The organism is Pseudomonas sp. Pseusp18 (genome assembly GCF_059506005.1).
Genome location: NZ_CP169240.1, coordinates 905,798 through 921,413 on the forward strand (window position 1 = coordinate 905,798; position 15,616 = coordinate 921,413).

The 15,616-nt window shown below is 58.6% G+C and carries 17 protein-coding genes; 11 read left to right on the top strand and 6 right to left on the bottom strand.

Annotation, left to right across the window (positions count from 1 at the left end):
- Window positions 1-24 precede the first annotated feature (24 nt).
- The 3 genes from ACEN9A_RS03905 (at window position 25) to zapE (ending at window position 3,219) form a co-directional block, all read left to right on the top strand.
- Entirely contained in the window at window positions 25-654 is a 630-nt protein-coding gene (locus ACEN9A_RS03905) for an alpha/beta hydrolase (protein ID WP_258672389.1), read from the top strand.
- A 24-nt stretch (window positions 655-678) separates the two neighbouring features.
- On the top strand, window positions 679-2,034 hold the full coding sequence (locus tag ACEN9A_RS03910) for a tryptophan--tRNA ligase (protein WP_258672390.1): 1,356 nt from the start codon (window positions 679-681) through the stop codon (window positions 2,032-2,034).
- 90 nt (window positions 2,035-2,124) lie between these two features.
- Window positions 2,125-3,219 carry a cell division protein ZapE gene (zapE, locus tag ACEN9A_RS03915; protein WP_019582361.1) on the top strand — a complete coding sequence of 365 codons (1,095 nt, stop codon included), beginning with the start codon at window positions 2,125-2,127 and terminating at the stop codon, window positions 3,217-3,219.
- A gap of 183 nt (window positions 3,220-3,402) precedes the next feature.
- Here the strand turns inward: zapE and ACEN9A_RS03920 are convergent, their stop codons facing one another.
- A complete protein-coding gene (locus ACEN9A_RS03920) occupies window positions 3,403-4,299 on the bottom strand; it encodes a GlxA family transcriptional regulator (protein WP_258674137.1) in 897 nt (298 codons plus the stop codon).
- Between the two features lie 244 nt (window positions 4,300-4,543).
- On the opposite strand from ACEN9A_RS03920, the gene ACEN9A_RS03925 reads away from it, so the two are divergent.
- On the top strand, window positions 4,544-5,680 hold the full coding sequence (locus tag ACEN9A_RS03925; RefSeq protein WP_018930117.1) for an acyl-CoA dehydrogenase family protein: 1,137 nt from the start codon (window positions 4,544-4,546) through the stop codon (window positions 5,678-5,680).
- A gap of 50 nt (window positions 5,681-5,730) precedes the next feature.
- Here the strand turns inward: ACEN9A_RS03925 and ACEN9A_RS03930 are convergent, their stop codons facing one another.
- A complete protein-coding gene (locus tag ACEN9A_RS03930; RefSeq protein WP_258672391.1) occupies window positions 5,731-6,771 on the bottom strand; it encodes an NADP(H)-dependent aldo-keto reductase in 1,041 nt (346 codons plus the stop codon).
- Between the two features lie 245 nt (window positions 6,772-7,016).
- Between ACEN9A_RS03930 and rplM the strand changes: the two genes are divergently transcribed.
- The 7 genes from rplM (at window position 7,017) to ACEN9A_RS03965 (ending at window position 11,904) form a co-directional block, all read left to right on the top strand.
- Window positions 7,017-7,445: a 50S ribosomal protein L13 gene (rplM, locus tag ACEN9A_RS03935; protein WP_007939824.1), complete on the top strand. Its 429-nt coding sequence runs from the start codon at window positions 7,017-7,019 to the stop codon at window positions 7,443-7,445.
- 14 nt (window positions 7,446-7,459) lie between these two features.
- Window positions 7,460-7,852 carry a 30S ribosomal protein S9 gene (rpsI, locus tag ACEN9A_RS03940; protein ID WP_003228056.1) on the top strand — a complete coding sequence of 131 codons (393 nt, stop codon included), beginning with the start codon at window positions 7,460-7,462 and terminating at the stop codon, window positions 7,850-7,852.
- A gap of 267 nt (window positions 7,853-8,119) precedes the next feature.
- Complete coding sequence (petA, locus tag ACEN9A_RS03945; protein WP_007939825.1) at window positions 8,120-8,713, top strand: ubiquinol-cytochrome c reductase iron-sulfur subunit; 594 nt, start codon at window positions 8,120-8,122, stop codon at window positions 8,711-8,713.
- Window positions 8,713-9,924, top strand: a complete 1,212-nt coding sequence (locus tag ACEN9A_RS03950) for a cytochrome b (protein ID WP_018930119.1) — start codon at window positions 8,713-8,715, stop codon at window positions 9,922-9,924. Before petA ends, ACEN9A_RS03950 begins: the two co-directional genes overlap by 1 nt.
- Window positions 9,924-10,706: a cytochrome c1 gene (locus ACEN9A_RS03955; protein ID WP_258672392.1), complete on the top strand. Its 783-nt coding sequence runs from the start codon at window positions 9,924-9,926 to the stop codon at window positions 10,704-10,706. The genes ACEN9A_RS03950 and ACEN9A_RS03955 overlap by 1 nt, the downstream gene beginning before the upstream one ends.
- A gap of 150 nt (window positions 10,707-10,856) precedes the next feature.
- On the top strand, window positions 10,857-11,474 hold the full coding sequence (locus tag ACEN9A_RS03960) for a glutathione S-transferase N-terminal domain-containing protein (RefSeq protein ID WP_007905304.1): 618 nt from the start codon (window positions 10,857-10,859) through the stop codon (window positions 11,472-11,474).
- 16 nt (window positions 11,475-11,490) lie between these two features.
- Entirely contained in the window at window positions 11,491-11,904 is a 414-nt protein-coding gene (locus ACEN9A_RS03965) for a ClpXP protease specificity-enhancing factor (RefSeq protein ID WP_007939829.1), read from the top strand.
- A 127-nt stretch (window positions 11,905-12,031) separates the two neighbouring features.
- Here the strand turns inward: ACEN9A_RS03965 and ACEN9A_RS03970 are convergent, their stop codons facing one another.
- The 4 genes from ACEN9A_RS03970 to ACEN9A_RS03985 all read right to left on the bottom strand — a co-directional run bounded on the left by ACEN9A_RS03970 (window position 12,032) and on the right by ACEN9A_RS03985 (window position 15,499).
- The gene (locus ACEN9A_RS03970) at window positions 12,032-12,610 is read right to left on the bottom strand and encodes a BON domain-containing protein (protein WP_258672393.1); all 579 of its coding nucleotides are present in this window, start codon (window positions 12,608-12,610) and stop codon (window positions 12,032-12,034) included.
- A complete protein-coding gene (locus ACEN9A_RS03975) occupies window positions 12,607-13,200 on the bottom strand; it encodes a phosphoheptose isomerase (protein ID WP_007904374.1) in 594 nt (197 codons plus the stop codon). The genes ACEN9A_RS03970 and ACEN9A_RS03975 overlap by 4 nt, the downstream gene beginning before the upstream one ends.
- Window positions 13,201-13,304: 104 nt before the next feature.
- Complete coding sequence (locus ACEN9A_RS03980; protein ID WP_019582357.1) at window positions 13,305-13,667, bottom strand: YraN family protein; 363 nt, start codon at window positions 13,665-13,667, stop codon at window positions 13,305-13,307.
- On the bottom strand, window positions 13,667-15,499 hold the full coding sequence (locus ACEN9A_RS03985) for a penicillin-binding protein activator (protein WP_258672394.1): 1,833 nt from the start codon (window positions 15,497-15,499) through the stop codon (window positions 13,667-13,669). Before ACEN9A_RS03985 ends, ACEN9A_RS03980 begins: the two co-directional genes overlap by 1 nt.
- Window positions 15,500-15,616: the final 117 nt, after the last annotated feature.

Sequence of the window (15,616 nt, forward strand, 5' to 3'; positions counted from 1 at the left end):
GGTCACGGAGTTCCTTCCTTGCTTATGCGCGAAACCCCTGTAGTGATTGATGGCCCGGTCGGCCAACTGGAAGCACTGTACCTGGACAACGAGCAGCCGCGCGGCCTGGCGCTCATCTGCCATCCGAACCCGGTGCAAGGCGGCACCATGCTCAACAAAGTGGTCTCGACCCTGCAGCGCACCGCGCGCGACGCCGGACTGATCACCCTGCGCTTCAACTACCGTGGCGTCGGTGCCAGCGAAGGCTCCCACGACATGGGCAGCGGTGAAGTCGATGATGCCCAGGCTGTCGCGGAATGGTTTCGCGCCAGACACCCGGAATTGCCGCTGAGCCTGTTCGGTTTTTCTTTCGGCGGTTTTGTTGCAGCCAGTCTCGGCGGACGCCTGGAAGCCAAGGGCGAACAACTCAAGCATCTGTTCATGGTCGCGCCTGCCGTCATGCGTCTGGGCGATCAGGATCAACTGCCGCAACAAGGTACATTGACCCTGATCCAGCCGGAAACCGACGAAGTGATCGATCCGCAACTCGTTTACGATTGGTCCGAGGCACTCGATCGCCCCCATGAGCTGCTGAAAGTGGCAGAATGCGGACACTTTTTTCATGGCAAGCTGACCGATCTCAAGGATCTGATCCTGCCGCGTCTTTCGAATTGATTGCAGTCTGACAAGCGATTACCCATGACGACTCGTACCCGTATTCTCACCGGCATTACCACCACCGGCACGCCGCACCTGGGCAACTACGCCGGGGCTATCCGCCCGGCGATCCTCGCCAGCCGTGACAGCAATGCCGATTCGTTCTACTTCCTGGCCGACTACCACGCCCTGATCAAATGCGATGACCCGCAGCGCATCCAGCGCTCGCGTCTGGAAATCGCCGCGACCTGGCTGGCCGGTGGCCTGGACGTGGATCGTGTGACGTTCTATCGCCAGTCCGACATTCCGGAAATCCCGGAGCTGACCTGGCTGCTGACCTGTGTGGCCGCCAAGGGCCTGCTCAACCGCGCCCACGCCTACAAGGCGTCGGTGGACAAAAACGTTGAGACCGGCGAAGACCCGGATGCGGGCATCACCATGGGCCTCTACAGCTACCCGGTGCTGATGGCCGCGGACATCCTGATGTTCAACGCTCACAAGGTGCCGGTCGGCCGTGACCAGATCCAGCACGTGGAAATGGCCCGGGACATTGGCCAGCGCTTCAACCACTTGTTCGGCCAGGGCAAGGAGTTCTTCACCATGCCCGAAGCGCTGATCGAGGAGAGTGTCGCTACGCTGCCAGGCCTCGACGGTCGCAAAATGTCGAAGAGCTACGACAACACCATTCCGTTGTTCAGCAGCGCCAAAGAGATGAAAGACGCGATTTCGCGGATCGTGACCGACTCCCGTGCCCCGGGCGAAGCCAAAGATCCGGACAACTCGCACCTGTTCACCTTGTTCCAGGCCTTCGCTACACCGGCACAAGCCGACGAATTCCGCAGCGAATTGCTCCAGGGCCTGGGTTGGGGCGAGGCGAAGAATCGCCTGTTCCAATTGCTGGACAACGAGTTGGGCGAGTCCCGCGAGCGTTATCACCAACTGATCGAGCGTCCGGCGGATCTGGAAGACATCCTGCAGCACGGCGCGAAAAAGGCCCGTGCAGTGGCCACGCCGTTTCTCAACGAGTTGCGTGAAGCGGTCGGCCTGCGTTCTTTCGTCGCCCAGACTCAAGTCGCTGCCACCACCAAGAAGAAAGCCGCGAAAGCCGCGCGTTTTGTCAGCTTCCGTGAAGACGATGGCAGTTTCCGTTTCCGTCTGCTGGCGGCTGATGGTGAGCAGCTGCTGCTGTCGCGGCACTTCGCCGATGGCAAAACCGCAGGTCAGGTGACCAAACAACTGCAATCCGGCCAGCCATTGGACGTGCGCAGTGAAGACCTGAACTTCAGCGTCTGGCTGGAAGGCGAGTGTGTGGCCGACAGTCCGGCCTTCGCCGACAGTGCTGCTCGCGATGCTGCCATCGGCGCATTGCGTGTTGCGCTGACACCGGTTCAGGAATAAACAACGGTTCGGTCCGACCAAGGGCCGATTGCCATTCCCACGGGCCGTCGCTACAGTGACGCCCCGTTTTTGTTGCCTTGCTAACGAATTATGACGCCCCTAGAACGATACCAAGCTGATCTGAAACGCCCGGAATTCTTCCACGATGCTGCGCAGGAAACGGCAGTGCGTCATTTGCAGCGCCTGTACGACGATCTGGTCGCGGCCTCGCAGAACAAACCGGGCCTGCTCGGCAAACTGTTTGGCAAGAAGGACCAGGCGCCGGTCAAGGGCCTGTACTTCTGGGGTGGCGTGGGTCGCGGCAAGACTTACCTGGTCGACACCTTCTTCGAAGCGCTGCCGTTCAAGGAAAAGACCCGCACTCACTTCCACCGCTTCATGAAGCGCGTGCACGAAGAGATGAAGACTCTGGGCGGCGAGAAAAACCCGCTGACGATCATCGCCAAGCGCTTTTCCGACGAAACGCGAGTGATCTGTTTCGATGAATTCTTCGTCTCCGACATCACCGACGCCATGATCCTTGGCACGCTGATGGAAGAACTGTTCAAGAACGGCGTGACCCTGGTCGCGACCTCGAACATCGTGCCGGACGGTCTGTACAAGGACGGCCTGCAACGTGCGCGCTTCTTGCCGGCCATTGCGCTGATCAAGCAGAACACCGAAATCGTCAACGTCGACAGCGGCGTCGATTACCGTCTGCGTCACCTCGAGCAAGCGGAGCTGTTCCACTTCCCGCTGGACGAAGCCGCCCAGGAAAGCCTGCGCAAGAGCTTCCGGGCCCTGACGCCGGAATGCACGGCTGCCGTCGAGAACGACGTGCTGATGATCGAGAACCGTGAAATCCGCGCCGTGCGCACCTGCGATGACGTGGCCTGGTTCGACTTCCGCGAACTGTGCGACGGCCCGCGCAGCCAGAACGACTACATCGAACTGGGCAAGATCTTCCATGCCGTGTTGCTCAGCGGCGTCGAGCAGATGAGCGTCACCACCGACGACATCGCCCGACGCTTTATCAACATGGTCGACGAGTTCTACGACCGCAACGTGAAGCTGATCATCTCTGCCGAAGTCGAGCTTAAAGACCTCTACACCGGCGGTCGCCTGACCTTCGAGTTCCAGCGCACGCTTAGCCGCTTGCTGGAAATGCAGTCTCACGAATTCCTGTCCCGGGCGCACAAGCCGTAGGACATTTCGGAAAATAAAAAGGGCCTGCAATGCAGGCCCTTTTTTATGGGCGAAGATCAAAAGATCGCAGCCTTCGGCAGCTCCTACAGGGGCATGCCGTACACCGCGTAGGAGCTGCCGAAGGCTGCGATCTTTATCGATCTCCTTTGCGCCGAAGAAGCATGGTGGTGCGATTACGCTGTGCTATGCCGCCTGCTGAAACTGCTGCCGATACTGGTTCGGCGACAGTTCCGTGTGCTGGCGGAACAGCCGGGCGAAGAAGCTCGCATCGTCGTATCCGACTTCATAGCTGATGGTCTTGATGCTCTTGCGGCTGCCGGACAACAAGCCCTTGGCGGTCTCGATGCGCAGGCGTTGCAGGTAATGCAGCGGTTTATCGCCGGTGGCGGTCTGGAAGCGCCGCATGAAGTTGCGGATGCTCATGCCGTGTTCGCGGGCTACGTCTTCGAAGCGGAATTTATCGGCGAAGTGCTCTTCGAGCCAATGCTGGATCTGCAGGATGATCACGTCCTGGTGCAGTTTCTGCCCGCCGAAACCGATCCGCCCCGGCGCATAGCTACGCTGCACTTCATAGAGAATGTCGCGGGCCACGGCCTGGGCCACGTTAGCGCCGCAAAAGCGCTCGATCAGGTAAATGTAGAGGTCGCAGGCCGAGGTGGTGCCGCCAGCGCAATACAGGTTGTCGGCGTCGGTCAGGTGTTTGTCCTGATTGAGCTGAACCTGCGGGAAGCGCTCGGCGAAAGCATTGAAGAAGCGCCAGTACGTGGTCGCTTCCTTGCCGTTGAGCAGCCCGGCTTCGGCGAGCCAGAACACCCCCGTGGCCTCGCCACACAGCACTGCCCCGCGGGCGTGTTGTTCGCGCAGCCACGGCAGGACCTGTGGATAACGTTTGCAGAGTGTGTCGAAATCGTCCCAGAAGGCGGGGAGGATGATGACGTCGGCATTTTCCAGGTCGCCATCCACCGGCATGATCACATCGCTGAAGCTGTTCACCGGTTTGCCGTCGGGGCTGACCAGCCGGGTTTCGAACGCCGGTGTCAGGCCGTGGCCCAGTTGTTTGCCATAGCGCAGGCTGGCCAGATGGAAGAAATCCTTGGCTTGCATGAGGGTGGAAGCGAAAACCCGGTCGATAGCCAGGATGCTGACGCGCCGCAAGGGCTTGGAGGCTTGGTTAGACATAATTCAACTTTATTCTTATAGGGGAAAGTGGTCACCAGACGGCTGGATCGTCTTATTTTTTGTCGGATGTGTCCAGTGTCCTGTATCGGAAGCGAGGCTTAGTCTCTGAAGATCAATTCCGTCTGACAATAACGACAGGTGACGCATGATCCCCAGAACCTTGTTCAGCCCCGAGCACGAGCTTTTTCGCGACAGCGTGCGAACGTTCCTCGAAAAAGAGGCCGTGCCGTTCCATGGGCAATGGGAAAAACAAGGCTATATCGACCGCAATCTCTGGAACAAGGCGGGGGAGGCGGGGATGCTCTGTTCGCATCTGCCGGAAGAATACGGCGGGCTGGGGGCAGACTTTCTCTATAGCGCAGTGGTGATCGAGGAAGTCGGTCGTCTGGGGCTGACCGGGATCGGATTTTCTCTTCATTCGGACATTGTTGCGCCTTATATCCTGCATTACGGCAGTGAGGCGCTGAAACACAAATACCTGCCCAAGCTGGTGTCTGGCGAGATGGTCACTGCGATCGCCATGACCGAGCCGGGTGCTGGCTCCGACCTGCAGGGGGTGAAGACTACCGCGGTGCTGGAGGGCGACGAATACGTGATCAACGGTTCGAAGACTTTCATCACCAACGGCTTTCTGGCTGACCTGGTGATCGTCGTGGCCAAGACTGATCCGAAGGCGGGGGCGAAGGGCACCAGTCTGTTTCTGGTGGAGGCCAACACGCCGGGTTTCGCCAAGGGCAAGCGCCTGGAAAAGGTCGGCATGAAGGCTCAAGACACCTCGGAGCTGTTCTTCCAGGACGTTCGGGTGCCCAAGGAAAACCTGTTGGGCCAAGCGGGGATGGGCTTCGCTTACCTGATGCAGGAATTACCGCAGGAGCGCTTGACGGTCGCGGTGGGAGGCTTGGCGTCAGCCGAAGCGGCGCTGCAGTGGACGCTGGATTACACCCGTGAACGCAAGGCTTTCGGCAAGGCCATCGCCGACTTCCAGAACACCCGCTTCAAGCTCGCTGAAATGGCGACCGAGATCCAGATCGGCCGGGTTTTCGTCGATCGCTGCCTGGAACTGCATCTGCAAGGCAAGCTCGACGTGCCGACGGCGGCGATGGCCAAGTACTGGGGCACGGACCTGCAATGCAAGGTGCTCGACGAATGCGTGCAGTTGCATGGCGGTTACGGATTCATGTGGGAATACCCGATCGCCCGGGCATGGGCGGATGCGCGGGTGCAGCGGATTTATGCCGGGACCAATGAAATCATGAAGGAGATTATTGCGCGGTCGCTGTAATGCAGCGTGATCGTTCCCATGCTCTGCGTGGGAACGATCGTCGACGTAAGTTACGGTGCCGGGTTCGGCTGATCCTGGTGAATCGCCTCAATGCCTGCCAGCACTTCATCCGACAGCTTCAAATCGATGCTGGCAATGTTGCTGTCCAGTTGCTCAAGCGTCGTGGCGCCAATGATGTTGCTGGTTACGAATGGCTGTTGTGTGACGAACGCCAGCGCCATCTGCGCCGGGTCCAGACCGTGTTGACGGGCCAGTGCCACGTAACGGCTGCACGCCGCTTCCGACTGCGGGTTGAAATAGCGGCTGAAGCGGCTGTAGAGGCTCAGGCGACCTTTGGGCGGACGCGCGCCACCTTCGTACTTGCCCGACAGAAAGCCGAACGCCAGTGGCGAGTAGGCCAGCAAGCCGCACTGTTCGCGGATGGCAATTTCCGCCAGGCCGACTTCGAAGCTGCGATTGAGCAGGTTGTAGGGGTTCTGGATGGATACCGCGCGGGGCCAGCCACGGGCTTCGGCGAGGGCAAGGAAGCGCATGGTGCCCCACGGGGTTTCGTTGGACAGGCCGATGTGGCGGATCTTGCCGGCCTTGACCTGCTCGTCCAGCGCTTCGAGGGTGTCCTCCAGTGGCGTCAGATTGGCTTCGATCTTGTGCTTGTAGCCGAGCTGACCGAAGAAATTGGTGCTGCGTTCCGGCCAGTGCAACTGATACAGGTCGATGTAGTCGGTTTGCAGGCGCTTGAGGCTGGCGTCCACGGCTTCGCGGATGTGTTGGCGGTTGTGCCGCAGGTTTTTGTCGCGAATGTAATCGATGGTGTTGCCGGGGCCGGCGATCTTGCTCGCCAGGATCCAGTCGGCGCGATCGCCGCGACTTTTGAAGTAGTTGCCGATGTAGCGCTCGGTGGTGGCGTAGGTGTCGGCCTTGGGCGGCACCGGGTACATCTCGGCGGTGTCGATGAAATTGACCCCGGCGCCCTTGGCGCGTTCGATCTGGGCGAAGGCTTCAGCCTCACTGTTTTGCTCGCCCCAGGTCATGGTGCCGAGGCAGATGGCGCTCACGTTCAGATCGGTACGGCCTAGCTGGCGATAGTCCATCGGGTGCTCCTTGGGCAAAACAATCATAAAAGCAGGTTGAAATATTTTTCGCAATCTGCATAATTGCGCACCTCTTTCTGCAGTGGAAGTGATGCGCCGCCGCCGAAGAATCTTGCCGTTGAACGGACGCGCCGACCCGAGCCCCCGAAAGCGTCTGTATCCGGCTGCCTTTGACTTGTCAAAGTACGCACTATTCAGTAAGATCCGCCGTCTAATTTACAGGGCGGCCCCTGAGGCTATAAAGAATGAAAACTTTTACTGCTAAACCGGAAACAGTAAAGCGCGACTGGTTTGTCGTCGACGCTGCTGGTCAGACCCTGGGTCGTCTGGCCACTGAAATCGCGAGCCGTCTGCGTGGCAAGCACAAGGCTGAGTACACTCCTCACGTTGACACCGGCGACTACATCGTCGTAATCAACGCTGAGCAAGTACGTGTTACTGGCGCTAAAACCACTGACAAAATGTACTACTCCCACTCCGGTTTCCCGGGCGGCATCAAGTCGATCAACTTCGAAAAGCTGATCGCTAAAGCCCCTGAGCGCGTGATCGAGACCGCGGTCAAAGGCATGCTGCCTAAGAACCCGCTGGGTCGCGACATGTATCGTAAGCTGAAAGTCTATGCGGGCGCTGCTCACCCTCATACTGCTCAGCAGCCCCAAGAACTGAAGTTTTAACGGAATAGTTCATTATGTCGGCGACTCAAAATTACGGCACTGGCCGTCGCAAGACTGCAACCGCACGCGTTTTCCTGCGTCCGGGCACTGGTAACATCTCCATCAACAACCGTTCGCTGGATAATTTCTTCGGCCGCGAAACTGCCCGCATGGTAGTTCGTCAGCCGCTGGAATTGACTGAGACTGTCGAGAAGTTCGACATCTACGTCACCGTGATCGGCGGTGGTGTAAGTGGTCAAGCTGGCGCAATCCGCCACGGTATCACTCGCGCTCTGATGGATTACGACGAAACTCTGCGCTCTGCTCTGCGCAAAGCTGGCTTCGTAACCCGCGATGCTCGTGAAGTTGAACGTAAGAAAGTCGGTCTGCGTAAAGCGCGTAAGCGTCCGCAGTACTCGAAGCGTTAATTCGCTTTCACGTTCAAAAAGAACGCCCAGTTTCCTTGCGAAGCTGGGCGTTTTTTTATGGGCGCTATTTATCAACGAATTGCGCTGTGACAACTTGCCACATCCGCAGAGGCCCTATACTACAAGGCTTGGCAGTGGAGCCCTTCGGTAATTACCTTGTCAGAATTGGGGCTTTTCATTACCATTCGGCAAAATTTTTATAAGTTCAGATTTTTACTTAGTAGACGCCTGATTTAACAGGCCACAAAGCTGATGGGAGAGGACTGAATGAGCAATGACGGCGTGAATGCAGGCCGGCGTCGCTTCTTGGTAGCAGCCACATCCGTGGTGGGTGCTGCAGGAGCGGTGGGGGCTGCGGTCCCGTTCGTGGGGTCATGGTTTCCCAGTGCCAAGGCGAAAGCCGCAGGTGCACCGGTGAAAGTGAATGTCAGCAAAATCGAGCCAGGCCAGCAAATGATTGCTGAGTGGCGCGGTCAGCCGGTGTTCATCGTCCGCCGTACCGAGGAAATCCTGGGGAATCTGAAAAAGATTGAGGGCCAGCTGTCTGACCCCGCCTCCAAGAACTCGACGCAACCGACCTATGTCGACCCGCAGACGCGTTCGATCAAGCCAGAAGTCCTGCTGCTGATCGGTATCTGCACTCACCTGGGGTGTTCACCGACCTTCCGTCCGGAAGTGGCACCTGCCGATCTGGGCAAGGATTGGGTCGGGGGCTACTTCTGCCCTTGCCACGGTTCCCACTACGATTTGGCTGGCCGCGTCTACAAGTCGCAACCCGCGCCTTTGAACCTGCCAGTTCCCCCGCATTCCTATGAGACCGATGACATCATTGTCGTTGGCGTCGATACGGAGAAAGCGTGATGAGCAAGTTCATGGATTGGGTTGATGCGCGCTTCCCCGCGACCAAAATGTGGGAAGACCATCTCAGCAAGTATTACGCCCCGAAGAACTTCAACTTCTTCTATTTCTTTGGCTCCCTGGCGCTGCTCGTTCTGGTCAACCAGATCGTTACCGGTGTCTGGCTGACCATGAGCTACACCCCGTCGGCGGAAGAAGCATTCGCTTCCGTCGAATACATCATGCGCGACGTCGAGTACGGCTCGATCCTGCGTCTGCTGCACTCCACTGGCGCTTCAGCGTTCTTCATCGTGGTTTATCTGCACATGTTCCGTGGCCTGCTCTACGGTTCGTACCAGAAACCGCGTGAGCTGGTGTGGGTGTTCGGCATGCTGATCTACCTGGCGCTGATGGCTGAAGCCTTCATGGGTTACCTGCTGCCGTGGGGCCAGATGTCCTACTGGGGTGCCCAGGTGATCATCTCGCTGTTCGGTGCGATCCCGGTCATCGGTAACGACCTGACCCAGTGGATCCGTGGTGACTACCTGATTTCCGGTATTACCCTGAACCGTTTCTTCGCCTTGCATGTGGTTGCCTTGCCGATCGTGATCCTCGGCCTGGTGGTGCTGCACATTCTGGCGTTGCACGAAGTGGGTTCGAACAACCCGGACGGCGTGGACATCAAGAAACACAAAGACGAAAACGGCGTACCGCTGGACGGCATTGCCTTCCATCCGTACTACACCGTGAAAGATATCGTCGGCGTGGTGGTGTTCCTGTTCATCTTCTGCGCGATCGTGTTCTTCTTCCCGGAAATGGGCGGCTACTTCCTCGAGAAACCGAACTTTGAAGTGGCGAACGCTTTCAAGACCCCTGAGCACATCGCTCCGGTCTGGTACTTCACGCCGTTCTACGCGATTCTGCGGGCAGTTCCGGACAAGCTCCTGGGTGTTGTTGCCATGGGTGCTTCGATTGCGTTGCTGTTCGTCCTGCCCTGGCTTGACCGTAGCCCGGTCAAGTCCATGCGCTACAAGGGCTGGCTGAGCAAGATCTGGCTCTGGGTATTCTGCATCTCCTTCGTGATTCTTGGCTGGCTGGGTGTCATGGCACCTACCCCGGAACGTACGTTGCTGTCGCAGGTATGTACCTTCCTGTACTTCGCCTACTTCATTCTGATGCCGTTCTACACCAGGCTCGAGAAGACCAAACCGGTTCCGGAAAGGGTGACTGGCTGATGAAAAAACTATTTGCTGTACTGATTCTTGCTGCTCTGCCAGCACTGTCCTTCGCGGCTGAACATGGTGGTCCCGAGCTGGAAAAAGTCGACATCGACGTTTCCGACAAGGCTGCCATGCAGGATGGCGCACGTACGTTCGCCAACTATTGCATGGGCTGCCACAGTGCCAAGTTCCAGCGTTACGAGCGTGTCGCCGATGACCTGGGCATTCCTCACGAGCTGATGCTCGAGAAGCTGGTGTTCACTGGCGCCAAGATCGGCGACCACATGAGCATCGGCATGCAGCCGGCTGACGCCAAGACCTGGTTTGGTGCAGCGCCACCCGACCTGACACTGGTGGCTCGCGTTCGTGGCACCGACTGGCTCTATGGCTACCTGCGTTCGTTCTATGAAGACCCGTCGCGTCCATGGGGCGTGAACAACAAGGTGTTCCCGAACGTCGGCATGCCTAACGTTCTGGTCGGCTTGCAGGGTCGTCAGGTGGTAGGCTGTAAACAGGTTCAAATCGTCGAAGGCGGCAAGAAGCAATTCGATCCGCTGACCGGTACCGCTTTGACTCATGAAGCCTGCGATCAGCTGACTGTATTGCCGAAAACCGGTACGCTGACCGAAGAGCAGTTCGACGAGAAGGTCAAGAATCTGGTGACTTTCCTGGCCTACTCGGCCAACCCGGTGAAGCTGCAGCATCAGCGCATCGGTACCTATGTGTTGCTGTACCTGGCGTTCTTCTTCGTATTCGCTTACTTGCTCAAGCGTGAATACTGGAAAGACGTCCATTGATAACGTTGTAAGCCATTGCTGTTAATCGCGCGCGCCCAGGGGCGTCTCTGAAGGTGTAACGAGTCTGGTGATCCAGGCGTTACGGGAGGCGCCCTCTGGGCGCGCGTGTTTTTCCGTTTCCGATAATTTCAACAAGCGAGGAGGACCGCCATGGGCGTGACCAATCGGTTGGCCTGTTACTCCGACCCCGCCGACCACTATTCCCACCGAGTGCGCATCGTACTTGCAGAGAAGGGTGTCAGCGCCGAGATCATTTACGTGGAGGCTGGTCGTCAGCCGCCTAAACTGATTGAAGTGAACCCTTACGGAAGCCTGCCCACCCTGGTCGATCGTGACCTGGCGTTGTGGGAGTCGACCGTGGTGATGGAATATCTGGATGAGCGTTACCCGCATCCGCCACTGCTGCCGGTTTATCCCGTGGCGCGTGCCAACAGTCGTCTGCTGATTCATCGCATTCAGCGTGACTGGTGTGGCCTGGTGGATCTGATTCTGGATTCGCGGACCAAGGAAGCAGCCCGCGTGGTAGCTCGTAAAGAGCTGCGCGAAAGCCTGACAGGCGTGTCGCCGTTATTCGCCGACAAGCCGTTTTTCCTTAGTGAGGAACAAAGTCTGGTGGATTGCTGCCTATTACCAATACTCTGGCGATTGCCGATTTTGGGTATAGAACTGCCGCGGCCTGCCAAGCCGCTGCTTGATTACATGGAGCGCTCGTTTGCGCGTGAGGCTTTCCAGGCGAGTCTGTCTGGTGTCGAACGCGATATGCGCTAAGGCTTAAGGAGCCGCTATGAACTCCAGTCGACCTTATCTGGTCCGCGCGCTCTACGAGTGGATTGTGGACAACGATTGCACCCCGCACATGCTGGTCAATTCCGAGTATCCGTCGGTGCAGGTGCCTCAGGGTTTTGCCAGTGACGGGCAGATAGTCCTGAACGTATCCCCGGCTGCCGTGCGTCATTTGCACATGGATAACGAGGCGGTCAGTTTCGAAGGGCGCTTCGGTGGCGTGCCGCATACCCTGTACGTGCCTATCGCGTCGATCCTGGGTATTTACGCTCGGGAGAACGGCCAAGGCATGGTGTTCGATATGGAATCGCCTCTGGACGACGAGGAAGAGATCGAGCCGGATGATGATATCCCGCCACCCGACAGCGAGCCGCCGCGTCCCAGCGGTCGACCCAGTTTGAAAGTGGTGAAGTAATAAAAAAGGCGATCCGCAAGGATCGCCTTTTTTATTACGTAGGAGCTGCCGAAGGCTGCGATCTCTTGATCTTGAAAAGCAAAGTCAAAAAATTGCAGCCTGCGGCAGCTCCTACAGAGTGTGTGTGTCAGTCGATGTATTCGAACAACTTCACAATCTTCTGCACGCCGGATACGCCTTGCACCAGATTGGTCGCCTGCGCCGCTTCCTGCTTGGTCAGCAGGCCGAGCAGATAAACGATGCCGTTTTCGGTCACAACCTTGATGCGCGAGCCCGGGATGGATGGATCGGTGAGCATCTGGGTCTTGATCTTGGTGGTCAGCCAGGTGTCGTTCTGGCGCGCCAGCAGCGAGGAGGGCTGCAGCACTTGCAGTTCGTTATGCACCTTCTTCACGCGCTGAACGGAGGCGGCGACCTGTTCGGCCTTGGCCTTGAGGTCGGCGCGCGGGGTTTGCCCGGCGAGCAACACAACACCGTTGAAGCTGGTGACGACGATGTGCGAATCGTTGTCCAGGGCCGGATCGGCCTTGGCGATGTTCACGCCGACCTTGGTGTCGATCAGAGAGTCGTCGATCTTGCTGCCGAAGGTGCGCGTACCGCGGTCATCTTCGATCGGCGCTTCACGGCTGGCGTTAACCACTGATGTGCAGCCGCTGATGCCGAGGCACAGGGTCAAGGCCAGAAGGCCTAGGCGATTAGGGGTCATTCTTCACTCCCGAACAGTTGGCTGTCGATCAGATCGCAAAGGCAATGGATCGCCAGCAGGTGGACTTCCTGAATACGTGCAGTGACGTTGGCCGGTACGCGAATCTCGACGTCCTCCGGCAAAAGCAGTGACGCCATGCCGCCGCCATCACGACCCGTCAATGCTACGACAATCATTTCACGATCATGTGCGGCCTGGATCGCTTGAATAATGTTCGCCGAGTTGCCGCTGGTGGAAATGGCCAGCAATACGTCACCCGGTTGACCGAGGGCGCGGATCTGTTTGGAGAAGATTTCGTTGTAGCTGTAGTCGTTGGCGATCGAGGTGATCGTCGAGCTGTCGGTGGTCAGCGCGATGGCCGGCAGGCTCGGGCGCTCGCGCTCGAAGCGGTTGAGCAGTTCGGACGAGAAGTGCTGTGCGTCACCGGCGGAACCGCCGTTGCCGCAGGACAGCATTTTGCCCTCGTTGAGCAGGGCGTTGACCATGACCTGGCTGGCTTGCTCGATGTGCGGTGCAAGTACGTCCATCGCCTGTTGCTTGGTGTCGATACTGGCCTGAAAAAGCTGGCGAATTCGCGATTGCATGTCCATCTGTGTGACCTTAATTAGCGCGGCTACTCGGCACATGAATGTGCAGCCCGCAAAGCAAAGAGCAAAAGTGTTGGGTGAAGGTGTCCGGTTCGGGGCGCAAGCGATCAGCTGTCGAAGGCATTCTGCAACCAGTTCAACTGATCAAGGTTGCTGTCGATGGCAACCACGTCGAAGCGGCAAGGGGAATTGGCCCAACGCGACTCGCGCTGAAGAAAATACTGCGCGGCGAAAATCAGTTTCTGCCGTTTGCGCTCATCGATGCTATCGAGCGCGCCACCCCATTGGGTGTTTTTTCTGTAGCGGACTTCGACGAATACTACTGTATCGCCATCAAGCATGACCAGATCAAGCTCGCCGCGTTTACATAACCAGTTCTGCGCCAGCAGGCGCAGACCTTGTTGCTGAAGATGCTCGAGCGCATGGCGCTCGGCATCCTTACCGCTTTGCTGGCGTGACCTGTCGGGCATCAGTGCGAGGTGTCCGGCAGGCGTTGAACCTGACCGTTGACGAACTCTGCCCATGGCAACTGACGCACGACCCGTTGATTCTGAGTCATGCCCAGGCTGCCCGATTGACCTTCGATGCGGCTGTCCGGCAAGGCCTTGAGTTGCCCCAGGCGTGGTGCCAGGCGATAGGCGTCAACGCCCATCGCGTATAGGCGGCCCAGGCTGCCAGCGGCTTGTGGCCATTGTGCGGTGACCTGTTTGCGCAGCGGGTCGTTGGCATCCAGCAGCCATGGGGTTTCGCAGAAGCGAATACCGTTCATGTCGTTGTACTGGTTCTGGTCGCCGCTGGCGCTGAATACGTGAGAGGTGGCGTAAACCGGCACGTCACCCGCGTACTGGAAGTTCAGGGTCGGTTTGATCTGTTGAGCCTGTTGCGGCGTCGCGGCCAGGAAGATGAACTCGATGTCCTGACGACGCGAAGGCTGGGCGGCTACCTGCGAGCCAACGGTGTTTTGCAGGCTCTTGGCGCGGCCTTCGCTCTGACGCAGCTGGAACATGTCGGCAATTTGCTGGGCCAGTTGCACCGGTTGGTCGACGCGCTCGGTCGCGACAATGCTGCCGCCGTTGGCTTGCCAATCCTGGCTGAATGCTCTGAGTACGCGGTCACCCCATTCGCCTTTCGGCACCATGATGGCGGCGCGATGCAGGCCATCGGCGCGCGCACGACGGGACACTTCGCGGGCTTCGTCTTCAGCGGCAAGGCCGAATTGGAACAGCTGGGCCGGACCTTGTTCGCCTTCGCTGTAGTTCAGCGCCAGGGTGGTGATCGGCAGTTGCGGGCGAGCGCTGAGCTGCTTGACCAGCGGTTTTTCCAGCGGGCCGATCACCAATTGCACGCCGTCGGCCTGGGCCTTGCGATAGAACTCGTCCAGCGACATCCGCGGCGGCACAGTGGTCATTATCGAGCTGTCATAAAATACGATGGCTGGCGGATTCTGCCCGGCTTGTTGCGCCTGGTAGTGAGCAGCCACGATACCTTCACGCAGTGCCTTGCTGGCAGCCGCCAGCGGGCCATCTGCTTGAGGCAGCAGCACGGCGATTTTGCTCAGGGGCTGGCTGGCCAGATCCTTGAGTTTGGTCAATGGCAGCGGCAGCTGGATGGCGGCCGGGTGCTTTGGATTGTTCGCGCGCCAGTTGTCGATCGCGGCTTGCTGCTGTTCCAGGGTGCCGGCTGTTTTCACTGCCCGGGCCAGGCTCAACCAGCCGCCGAGGTCGTCGTCGGTGGTCGGTTGCAATTGATCGGTCGGCAGTGAAGCGATCAGGGTCCAGATGGCTTCGTGGTTTTTGCTCGCGGCTTGATCGCTCAGCATGGGGGCGATGAAGATGCGCTCCCGTGCGGCGGCCAGGGTCTGGCCGTCAGCCTCAAGGGCGCGGGCATGGACGGTGCCAGTGCGAACCTGTTGCTCGACCGGCAGTTCACCCAGGCGTTGCAGGCTCGGATGGCTCAGGGCCGTCAGCGCCGCTTTGGGCTGATTGCGCACCATGGCCAATTCAGCCGCCAGGGTGCTGGCGAAGACCTGTTGGCCAGGCTTGAGTTGTTCCATCGGTACTTGTTGCAGGATTTGCGCGGATTGGCCGGCATTGCCCTGACGATAAGCCAGGTCTGCCGCGCTCAAGCGCAGCAAGGCTGCCTTGTCCGGCGTTTTACTTTGAGTGGCCTGTTCGAGCAGTTGCTCGACACTGGCATCCGGGGTCCGTGGAAGTTCGCCAAGGCTGGAGGAGGGCGAGCTGGCGCAAGCCGCCAGCAAGGCAGCGAGGCAGAGGGCAGAGAACAGCCGCAGGCAAGCGATCATGTAAGTGTTCCTGATACTCGATCAAATAAGCGTGGAATTGTACCCAAGCGCTGGCCGGGGCGCGATGTTACTGGCGTGAATCGATCAATTTAGCTCGTGCAAATGTTGCGGCACTGC